The sequence below is a fragment of the Ruegeria sp. YTSA072 genome, assembly GCF_059610285.1.
Genome location: NZ_JBXWNI010000011.1, coordinates 132,915 through 140,402, shown reverse-complemented (window position 1 = coordinate 140,402; position 7,488 = coordinate 132,915). Strand labels below are relative to the sequence as shown.

Annotated in this window: 9 protein-coding genes and 1 pseudogene; 5 read left to right on the top strand and 5 right to left on the bottom strand. The window is 57.6% G+C overall.

Annotated elements, in window-relative coordinates; genetic code table 11:
* Both AC2FIB_RS17460 and AC2FIB_RS17455 read right to left on the bottom strand, forming a co-directional pair.
* Positions 1–210: pseudogene (locus tag AC2FIB_RS17460) on the bottom strand (hypothetical protein); the annotation flags it as partial.
* 54 nt (positions 211–264) lie between these two features.
* On the bottom strand, positions 265–978 hold the full coding sequence (locus tag AC2FIB_RS17455; protein WP_496842517.1) for a uroporphyrinogen-III synthase: 714 nt from the start codon (positions 976–978) through the stop codon (positions 265–267).
* Between the two features lie 96 nt (positions 979–1,074).
* On the opposite strand from AC2FIB_RS17455, the gene tsaD reads away from it, so the two are divergent.
* Genes tsaD through AC2FIB_RS17435 form a run of 4 tightly spaced genes read left to right on the top strand, consistent with a single transcriptional unit; the run spans position 1,075 to position 3,827 of the window.
* Positions 1,075–2,175 (top strand): tRNA (adenosine(37)-N6)-threonylcarbamoyltransferase complex transferase subunit TsaD, encoded by a 1,101-nt coding sequence (tsaD, locus tag AC2FIB_RS17450; RefSeq protein ID WP_496842516.1) that lies wholly within the window; start codon positions 1,075–1,077, stop codon positions 2,173–2,175.
* On the top strand, positions 2,172–3,134 hold the full coding sequence (locus AC2FIB_RS17445) for an NAD(P)H-dependent glycerol-3-phosphate dehydrogenase (RefSeq protein ID WP_496842515.1): 963 nt from the start codon (positions 2,172–2,174) through the stop codon (positions 3,132–3,134). Before tsaD ends, AC2FIB_RS17445 begins: the two co-directional genes overlap by 4 nt.
* Position 3,135: 1 nt before the next feature.
* Positions 3,136–3,405, top strand: a complete 270-nt coding sequence (locus AC2FIB_RS17440; RefSeq protein WP_496842514.1) for a YciI family protein — start codon at positions 3,136–3,138, stop codon at positions 3,403–3,405.
* Positions 3,405–3,827 carry an EVE domain-containing protein gene (locus AC2FIB_RS17435; RefSeq protein WP_496842512.1) on the top strand — a complete coding sequence of 141 codons (423 nt, stop codon included), beginning with the start codon at positions 3,405–3,407 and terminating at the stop codon, positions 3,825–3,827. The genes AC2FIB_RS17440 and AC2FIB_RS17435 overlap by 1 nt, the downstream gene beginning before the upstream one ends.
* Positions 3,828–4,040: 213 nt before the next feature.
* Here the strand turns inward: AC2FIB_RS17435 and AC2FIB_RS17430 are convergent, their stop codons facing one another.
* Positions 4,041–4,382, bottom strand: a complete 342-nt coding sequence (locus AC2FIB_RS17430) for a DUF2853 family protein (RefSeq protein WP_282153670.1) — start codon at positions 4,380–4,382, stop codon at positions 4,041–4,043.
* Between the two features lie 198 nt (positions 4,383–4,580).
* Here AC2FIB_RS17430 and AC2FIB_RS17425 point away from each other — a divergent pair, with 198 nt between their 5' ends.
* Complete coding sequence (locus tag AC2FIB_RS17425) at positions 4,581–5,228, top strand: DUF899 family protein (protein WP_496842511.1); 648 nt, start codon at positions 4,581–4,583, stop codon at positions 5,226–5,228.
* Positions 5,229–5,245: 17 nt separating this feature from the next.
* Here AC2FIB_RS17425 and AC2FIB_RS17420 read toward each other — a convergent pair whose 3' ends face one another.
* Together AC2FIB_RS17420 and ahcY are read right to left on the bottom strand one after the other, a co-directional pair.
* Positions 5,246–5,995 (bottom strand): extensin-like domain-containing protein, encoded by a 750-nt coding sequence (locus AC2FIB_RS17420; protein ID WP_496842510.1) that lies wholly within the window; start codon positions 5,993–5,995, stop codon positions 5,246–5,248.
* Positions 5,996–6,009: 14 nt separating this feature from the next.
* Complete coding sequence (gene ahcY / locus AC2FIB_RS17415; protein WP_496726308.1) at positions 6,010–7,398, bottom strand: adenosylhomocysteinase; 1,389 nt, start codon at positions 7,396–7,398, stop codon at positions 6,010–6,012.
* Positions 7,399–7,488: the final 90 nt, after the last annotated feature.

Genomic DNA, 7,488 nt, shown 5'->3' with positions numbered 1-7,488 from the left:
TTCGGCTTCGGCTTCGGCTTCGGCTTCGGCTTCGGCTTCGGCTTCGGCTTCGGCTTCGGCTTCGGCTTCGGCTTCGGCTTCGGAAAGGGTCTCTTCTAGCGACTCATCCGCGTCAACGACTGTCTCATCACGCTGCGAGGTGAATTCAACCGTTTCGTCCGACTTGGGGTCTTCCACCGGCTTTTGATCGGTCTTTTTCTTACGAGCCACCGCGACGTTCCCCTTATCGAATCCAATTTCATATGAATAACAGGCCACTCTAAGTTAATCAGTGGTCTCTCCACGCTCAACCCGCATCGCGTGTTTGACAAGCTTTTTCACGGCTTTCCGCATTTTCTTGGGTGTCGGCTCTTTGGCGATCTTTAGGCGCTCATAGTCCAAAGAATAAAGGGGCTCGGCCGTGGCTTCGCTGATGGAAACCAGCCACAAAGGTGCTGTTCCGGTCCAGATTTCGGCAAATTGTCGCGCCGTTCGGGGCGAAAACAGCGGTGCGAGAACAGGTCTGTCACCGGATGTGGCCGCAGCCGCTTCGGATGTCAGCGGTAACAAACGCTGTTGATAGACAATCTGTTCGTGAACCGTCAGCCCCGATTCGGTCAGACGCCCGGCAACATTTCCCCGCGTATGTTTACCCCTGAGATGCAGCAACGGGCTTTCAGGCCGGTGTTTCAACAGGTAGGCCACCAGTTCTTCGGCGGTATTACCCACCATCAATGCATCCCATCCAGCCCCTTTGGCGGTTCCAGTGGTCGCCGGACCAACACAATAAGCGGGCAGATCGGGTTTAACGCCCAGCGACGCGGCGGCATTGACCGAGTTGGCCGAAGTAAAGATCAATCCGCGAATTCCGTCCGTTTCGACCACAACCCTCAGGGGTCGGATTTCCAGGATCGGAGAATAGATGACATCCACCCGCGACCTGACGCGGTCCGACAGCTGTGCCACAAACCTTTCAGAGGCGGCGCGAGGGCGGGTCATCAACAAATACAATGGCGGGGCCTTCGGCCTTGGGATTGTTTGCGTCCGCGCAGGGTGATACCCCGCTTGAGTGTCATGATGCAACGGATCAGGCCTATGGTGCAAACACTTACCGTTCTTGGATTGGAAAGCAGCTGTGATGACACGGCCGCCGCTGTTGTGCGCCAATCCGATGGTGCGGGTGCCGAGGTTCTGTCGTCTATTGTTCACGGTCAAACCGAGCTGCACAGCGCATTCGGCGGGGTCGTGCCCGAAATCGCAGCGCGGGCCCATGCCGAAAAACTGGATATTTGTGTGGTGCAGGCGTTAGAGGATGCAGGACTGACACTGTCCGATATGGATGCGATCGCCGTCACTGCGGGTCCCGGCCTGATCGGCGGGGTCATGTCCGGCGTCATGTGCGCCAAGGGGCTGAGTGCCGCGACCGGCCTGCCCCTGATTGGTGTGAACCACTTGGCCGGTCATGCTCTGACGCCCCGGTTAACGGATGGCATCGCTTTTCCCTACCTGATGCTGCTGGTTTCCGGCGGGCATTGTCAGTACCTTATCGCGCACGGGCCCGAGCAATTTACCCGCCTTGGCGGCACAATCGACGATGCCCCCGGCGAGGCGTTCGACAAAACCGCCCGCCTGCTAGGCCTGTCGCAACCCGGCGGTCCTTCTGTGGAGACTGAAGCACGCTGCTCTGGCGATCCCAAGCGTTTCCGGTTTCCCCGACCTCTGCTGGATCGGCCGGGATGTGATCTCTCCTTTTCGGGGCTGAAAACCGCGTTGATGCGGATGCGGGATCAGATTGTCGCCGAAAAGGGCGGCCTGACCCGTCAGGACCGCGCCGATTTGTGCGCCGGGTTCCAACAAGCCATCGTCGATACTCTGGCCGAGAAAACCCGCCGCGCGATTGACAGGTATCTTGATGAAAACCCTACAGAGCCGGTTATTGCCGTCGCAGGTGGTGTGGCCGCAAATACCGCCATTCGATCCGCATTAGAGACTGTTTGCGCAGAAAAAGGCGCGCGCTTTACCGCACCGCCGCTCAACCTGTGCACCGACAATGCCGCCATGATCGCCTATGCCGGGATGGAACGGTTTCGCCTGGGCGCACGCGATGGGCTGGACCTGACGGCCCGTCCACGCTGGCCGCTGGATAAAACCAGCCCCGCGATGCTGGGCGGCGGCAAGAAAGGCGCCAAGGCATGAGCGTTTCCGTTCTGGGATCTGGCGCATTCGGCACAAGCCTGGCCATTTCACTGGCCGGGAACGGGCCGGTTACGCTGTGGTCTCGAGATCAGGATCAGGCCCAGCACATGCAGACAGAACGTGAAAACACTCAGCGTTTGCCTGGCGTGTCTTTGCCTGCTGATATCACGGTGACATCGAACATCGATCAGGCGACCAAGGCTGATGTTCTGCTGATAGCTGTCCCCATGCAAAAATTGCGCGATGCCTTGCAAGCGCAGGCCTCTGATCTGGCCGGAAAAACCTTGGTGGCGTGCTGCAAGGGTATCGAGCTATCGTCCGGGCTTGGGCCGATTTCAGTGATCCAGCAAACGATCCCGGATGCGCGACCCGCCCTGCTGACCGGGCCCAGCTTTGCCGACGACATTGCACGCGGACTGCCAACGGCGCTAACCTTGGCCTGCGCAGATGACTCGCTGAGTCTGACGCTGCAACACGACCTGACCACTGCCAACCTGCGCCTTTATCGAACCACCGACATGATTGGGGCGGAACTTGGCGGCGCCTTGAAGAACGTAATGGCCATCGGATGCGGCGCTGCAATCGGGGCCGGGTTGGGCGACAGCGCACGCGCCGCTTTAATGACACGCGGGTTTGCAGAAATGCAGCGCTTTGCGCTGATGCGCGGGGCGCGACCTGACACTCTGATGGGATTGTCTGGATTGGGGGATCTGGTCCTGACTTGTTCGTCCGAACTGTCCCGAAACTATCGCTTTGGCCTATCATTGGGTCGGAAGATCCAGTTCGACACCCACACCACTGTTGAAGGGGTCGCTACAGCGCGGGCCATGACGGAAATTGCCGCCGCCGAAGGGCTGGACATGCCAATCAGTACAACGGTGGCAGACCTTAGCAGTGGCGCCTACAGTGTGACCGAAGCTATCCGAGCCCTGCTCAACCGACCCCTGAAGGAGGAATAATATGCTGATCGTTCTCATCGCCCGTGACAAGGACGGCGCGCTGCAAACCCGGCTGGACAATCGCGCTGCCCACCTGGCCTATATTGAGGAAACGGGTGTCGTTGCGCAGGCGGGTCCGCTGCTGGACGGCGACGCAATGATCGGCTCGTTGATCATTCTGGAGGTCGAAGACATGGCCGCCGCGCAAAATTGGGCGGACAACGATCCTTATGCAAAATCCGGGTTGTTCCAATCGGTTGACCTGATTGCGTGGAAAAAGGTCATAGGCTGATGGCGTACTGGCTGTTCAAATCCGAACCATCGACCTGGGGTTGGGACCAGCAGGTTGCAAAAGGGGATGCGGGCGAAGAATGGGACGGCGTGCGCAACTATCAGGCGCGCAATTTCATGCGTCAGATGGCAGTTGGCGATCGTGGGTTCTTTTACCACTCGCAAAAGGACAAGGCGATTGTCGGAATTGTCGAGGTCTGCGCCGAGGCGCATCCCGACAGCACCACGGATGATGAGCGTTGGGAATGCGTGGACATCAAGGCCGTTCACCCGTTTGCAACCCCCGTCACGCTGGACCAGATCAAAGCTGACGAACGTTTGGGGGAAATGGTGTTGGTCAAAAACTCTCGCCTGTCCGTTCAGCCAGTCAGCGAGGCGGAATGGCAGGTGATCTGCGATCTGGGCGGCACGCAGGCTACTTAATAACAGATTAAAGGGAAGGCCCTGACAGATGCAGAACCTTCCCTACCCCGCGTGCTCCCGACTCACCACACGCGTATGGAAATTTTGGCTCTGACCGTCCTGGTCACGTCCTGACATTAACCGATCCATGCGGTGCGGTTCAAACGGCAAGTACTTAAAATTGGAAACGCCCGCCAGGGATCTGACGGGCGCTGCAAAAAAGGTGTGGCGGGATTAGCCGTAAACAGCCTCTTTGCCGAAGTGCTTGGTCAGCATGTAATACACGACGGCGCGGTATTTGTTACGCTCGGACATGCCATAGGTTTCCAGTGCCTTGTTGATCGCTTCCATCAGTTCCGGTCCGTCCGACAGGCCCAGCTTTTTGATGAGGAAGTTGTTCTTGACCGTTTCCAACTCACCTTCCTGAGTTGCCGCGACAGTCGATGCATCGGCGTCATAAATTGCAGGTCCACAGCCGATTGTGACTTTGGTCAGCAGATCCATATCTGCGTCCATACCGCATTTGGACTTCAGGTCCTCGGCATATTTAGCGATCAGGTCGTCGCGTTTTCCCATGGTTATCTCCCGGTTGAAACTCGTTTTTGGCCATACCAGCGCCGCAGACACGGTAACGGGAGCGGGAATTTGCACAAAGGGAAAAATTAGCGGCATTCCCCCTAAACCCTGCCGGTCTGATCTGAGGCTTGATTTTGATAGCCCTTTATTTAACAATAGGGTTAAATAAGTTGCTTGTTCCAGAACCAGGAGGCTACAATGCCTGTGTCGCTACCCAACGAAACTTCGCAATACAGAACCGCACGAAACACCTTGCTGTCGGCTGAGGCTGAACTGCGGGCTCAGATTGAAAATGTTGCAAAGCTGCGCCGCGGTTTGCCCAAAGGCGGGGCAGTTCCGCGGGACTATGTATTCCGGTCAGACAAGGGTGCGCCGACACCGCTGTCGTCTTTGTTCGGATCACATGACACCTTGGCTATATACTCGCTTATGTACGGGCCGGATGCAGAGTCACCTTGCCCGATGTGTTCTGCCTTTCTGGACGGGTTGAATGGACAGATCGCCCATATATCGCAGAAAATCGCCTTTGCGGTCGTGGCGCAAAACACCTGTGAAAGGCTGGCAGCGCTGAAAGCGGAAATGTCGTGGGATGATCTACCGCTTTATTCTGCATTGGGCACAGACTATCAGCGCGACTATCTCGCCGAGGCCGAGGATGGAAGCCAACTGCCGATCCTGAACATCTTTCAGCGCGATGCGGACGGCATAAGCCATTTCTGGAGTTCCGAGCTGTTCTTCGAGCCCAGTGACTGGCATCCGCGGCACGTGGATGCGGCGTGGCCCCTGTGGAATATTCTGGATTTCACACCACAAGGACGCGGAGATTTCTTTCCGTCACTGCGTTAAATACCCGTCAAGGTGACCTATCGGCAATAACCCCAACCGGGACCCTGCAGATGAAAGTGGTCCGCGTGCAAGCGATTGAAATCAGGGCCTAATACCACACGAAACCAATCACATGCGCCGCGCCAGATCTGGCGCAGAAATTGACCCTCAGGTCCTTCGGCGCCCCAATCGGATAGCAAGGTCAGGCTGCGCCCATCAGCAAATTGCAAACCAACAATATCAATGGAATCCGCCTTGGCATGGCTACTCCAACCACTGCTCTGACCCTGAGCGGTACGCATCTGGCGGCAATTGTAACTGCCCACATGCCGCAAGCGACTGACCTGCGTGCCCAAAAGATCTCTCGCAGCGGGTTGAATTACATGATGTTCCCACATGGCCAGCCGCAGAGTGGTCGCGCAACTGGTTTCGACCGCATTTACATCCGCTGTCACCAGCGCAGACAACAGGCCGCGCCCGGTGATGCCGCAATTCTCATCCACGACCAGATCATCCATCGCCGCAAAGTTCGCGCCGGCGTCGGCCAAGGCGGCGCGGCACTGTACTTCGTTCGCCAGCGCGCGATTAAGCTGAAACCGGGTGATTGGCGTGACCGGCGCGGTGACTTTCAGCTCTCGCAGGGGGTTCCAATGCGTTGGCACGGGTGTTTCCGGGTGCGCCAGCAACCACCATCCGCCCCCTCCGAACAGGATGGCGACAACGGCGATACTGAAAACAAAAGACGCCGCCGATAACAGGAATCGGCGGCGTCCGAAGTGTTTACTCATGCGTTCTTTCGCACTCAATAACGGTAATGTTCCGGCTTGTAGGGGCCTTCGGGCTTCACGCCAATGTAAGACGCCTGCTCGTTGTCCATCTGGGTCAGCTTGACGCCGATGCGATCCAGATGCAAACGCGCGACCTTCTCATCCAGATGCTTGGGCAGGATGTAGACGTCGTTGTTGTACTGATCGCCCTTGGTGAACAGCTCGATCTGCGCCAGAACCTGGTTGGTGAACGAGGCTGACATCACGAAAGATGGGTGACCGGTTGCGTTGCCAAGGTTCAACAGGCGGCCTTCGGACAGCAGGATGATGCGATTGCCCGAGGGCAGTTCGATCATGTCCACCTGTTCCTTGATATTGGTCCACTTGTGGTTCTTCAGGCTGGCCACCTGAATCTCGTTGTCGAAGTGGCCGATATTGCCGACGATCGCCATGTCCTTCATCTCGCGCATATGCTCGATGCGGATCACGTCCTTATTGCCGGTGGTGGTGATGAAGATGTCGGCAGATGCGACTTCGTCTTCCAGCAGCGTGACTTCGAAACCGTCCATCGCGGCCTGCAGGGCGCAAATCGGGTCAACTTCGGTCACTTTCACACGGGCACCAGCACCGCGCAGCGACGCGGCCGAGCCTTTGCCAACGTCACCGTAACCGCAAACCACGGCAACCTTGCCGGCCATCATGGTGTCGGTGGCGCGGCGGATGCCGTCAACCAGCGATTCTTTGCAGCCGTATTTGTTGTCAAACTTCGACTTGGTGACCGAGTCGTTCACATTGATCGCCGGGAACGGCAGTTGGCCGTCTTTCACCAGTTGATACAGGCGGTTCACGCCGGTGGTGGTTTCCTCGGACACGCCCTGAATCTGGTCGCGCATCTTGGTGAACCAGCCCGGGGATGCTGCCATGCGTTTGGCAATCTGCGCTTTAATGACTTCTTCTTCTTCGGACGTCGGAACAGCAATGATGTCCTCACCCGCTTCGGCACGTGCGCCCAGCAGAATGTACAATGTCGCGTCGCCACCATCGTCCAGGATCATGTTTGGGCCATCGTCGAACAGGAAGGATTTGTCCAGATAATCCCAGTGCTCTTCCAGCGTCTGGCCCTTGATAGCGAATACAGGAATGCCAGCCTCGGCAATTGCAGCCGCCGCATGGTCCTGCGTCGAGAAGATGTTGCACGATGCCCAGCGCACGTCCGCGCCCAGCGCGACCAGTGTTTCGATCAGAACAGCCGTCTGGATGGTCATGTGCAGCGAACCGACGATACGCGCACCAGCCAGAGGTTTGCTTTCGCCATATTCTGAACGCAGGGACATCAGGCCCGGCATCTCGGTTTCGGCGATGTCCAGCTCTTTGCGGCCAAACCCAGCCAATGAAATGTCTTTAACGATATAGTCCCCGGCCATCAGGTGCTCCATTTTCCGGTAAATCACAGTCCGGGCAGCCCCTAGCATTCCTTGGGGCAGGTGGCAACGCGAATGGCCGGAAAGGGGGTA

Coding starts and splice junctions, on each gene's coding strand:
- AC2FIB_RS17440 (WP_496842514.1), top strand. CDS start 3,136: ATGCTGATCGTTCTCATCGCCCGTGACAAGGACGGCGCGCTGCAAACC.
- tsaD (WP_496842516.1), top strand. CDS start 1,075: ATGGTGCAAACACTTACCGTTCTTGGATTGGAAAGCAGCTGTGATGAC.
- AC2FIB_RS17445 (WP_496842515.1), top strand. CDS start 2,172: ATGAGCGTTTCCGTTCTGGGATCTGGCGCATTCGGCACAAGCCTGGCC.
- AC2FIB_RS17430 (WP_282153670.1), bottom strand. CDS start 4,382: ATGGGAAAACGCGACGACCTGATCGCTAAATATGCCGAGGACCTGAAG.
- AC2FIB_RS17455 (WP_496842517.1), bottom strand. CDS start 978: ATGACCCGCCCTCGCGCCGCCTCTGAAAGGTTTGTGGCACAGCTGTCG.
- AC2FIB_RS17435 (WP_496842512.1), top strand. CDS start 3,405: ATGGCGTACTGGCTGTTCAAATCCGAACCATCGACCTGGGGTTGGGAC.
- AC2FIB_RS17420 (WP_496842510.1), bottom strand. CDS start 5,995: ATGAGTAAACACTTCGGACGCCGCCGATTCCTGTTATCGGCGGCGTCT.
- AC2FIB_RS17425 (WP_496842511.1), top strand. CDS start 4,581: ATGCCTGTGTCGCTACCCAACGAAACTTCGCAATACAGAACCGCACGA.
- ahcY (WP_496726308.1), bottom strand. CDS start 7,398: ATGGCCGGGGACTATATCGTTAAAGACATTTCATTGGCTGGGTTTGGC.